Below are 1,444 nucleotides of genomic sequence, written 5' to 3'. Positions count from 1 at the left end.
CGCTAATACCGTCACTCACCCAGAGGGGCAGGGGCAGTACCCCGCGTCCCGGCCGGTGGGCGTCGAGACGGTCCCGGCGTCGTCATCGTGGACGAAAGCGGAGCCCGCCCCGCTCATGGAGGCCGTGATAGACAAAGCCAACATGGCGCGGGCTTACCGTAAGGTGGTCGCCAACAAGGGCGCGCCGGGTGCCGATGGCATGACGGTGCATCAGCTGGCGGATCACCTGAAACAGCACTGGCCGACGCTGCGCGAGCGGCTGTTGGCCGGTGAGTACCACCCCAGCCCAACCCGAGCTGTCGAGATCCCCAAGCCCAAGGGCGGGACGCGGCAGCTCGGCATCCCCACGGTCACTGACCGGCTGATCCAGCAGGCGCTGCTTCAGGTACTGACGCCGATCTTCGATCCGGGCTTTTCCGAATCGAGCTACGGCTACCGCCCGAAACGCAGCGCCCAGCAGGCTGTCTCGGCCATGAAGGCGCATGTTGGCGCCGGCCACCGCTGGGTGGTCGACCTCGACCTGGAAGCCTTCTTCGACCGGGTGAACCATGACCTGCTGATGGCGCGGGTCGCGCGTCGCGTTCGCGACAAGCGAATGTTGCGCCTGATCCGTCGCTACCTGGAAGCGGGGATGTTCCAGCACGGCCTGACTGCGCCACGCCGGCAGGGCACGCCCCAGGGCGGGCCACTGAGTCCGCTGCTGGCGAATATCCTGCTGGACGACGTGGACAAGGAACTGGAACGCCGGGGCCACCGCTTCTGCCGCTACGCCGACGACATGCAGATCTACGTACGCAGTCGACGGGCGGGCGAGCGGGTCATGGCCAGCCTGAGTGATTTTCTCGAGAGCTCGCTCAGGCTTAAGGTCAATCGTGCCAAGAGCGCGGTGGACCGGCCGTGGCACCGGGGGTATCTGGGCTACACGCTGACCCGACACAAGCTGCCACGACTGACGCTGGCCAAGGCCAGCCTGCAACGTCTGATGCAGCGCGTCCGTGAGATCCTCAGGCGCGGAAGAGGGCGCCACATACGGCGAGCGATCGACGAGCTGACCCCGGTCCTGCGGGGCTGGGCCAGCTACTTCGCCCTCGTCGACGTGAAGCGCCCGCTGGAAGCGCTGGATCAATGGATGCGCCGCCGACTGCGCTGTGTAATCTGGCGGCAATGGAAGCGTCCAGCGACTCGGCGCCGCAAGCTGAGGGCGCTGGGCCTGGACACCTACCGTGCCTGGAAATCAGCGGGGAATGGACGAGGGGCCTGGTGGAATGCGGGAGCCTCGCACATGAATCAGGCCCTGCCGCGGAAGTGGTTCGATCAGTTAGGCCTGATCTCGGTACTCGATACGGTAAGAAGGCTTACCCGTTCTTCATGAACCGCCGTGGTACGGAACCGTTTGCCCGGTGGTGTGAGAGGACGGGGGAGGCGACTCCCCCTCCTACTCGAT

The 1,444-nt window shown here is 66.0% G+C and carries 1 protein-coding gene; it reads left to right on the top strand.

Features of this window, described 5'->3' with window-relative positions; translation table 11 throughout:
• Positions 1-1,372: group II intron reverse transcriptase/maturase (gene ltrA, locus KZO25_RS19770; protein ID WP_223138218.1), on the top strand; the 1,372-nt coding region annotated here is incomplete at its 5' end.
• Positions 1,373-1,444: the final 72 nt, after the last annotated feature.

The organism is Halomonas sp. ANAO-440 (genome assembly GCF_019915905.1).
GTDB lineage: Bacteria > Pseudomonadota > Gammaproteobacteria > Pseudomonadales > Halomonadaceae > Halomonas > Halomonas chromatireducens.
The sequence above is the reverse complement of the archived record's forward strand: the minus strand, read 5'-3'. Positions and strand labels throughout refer to the sequence as shown.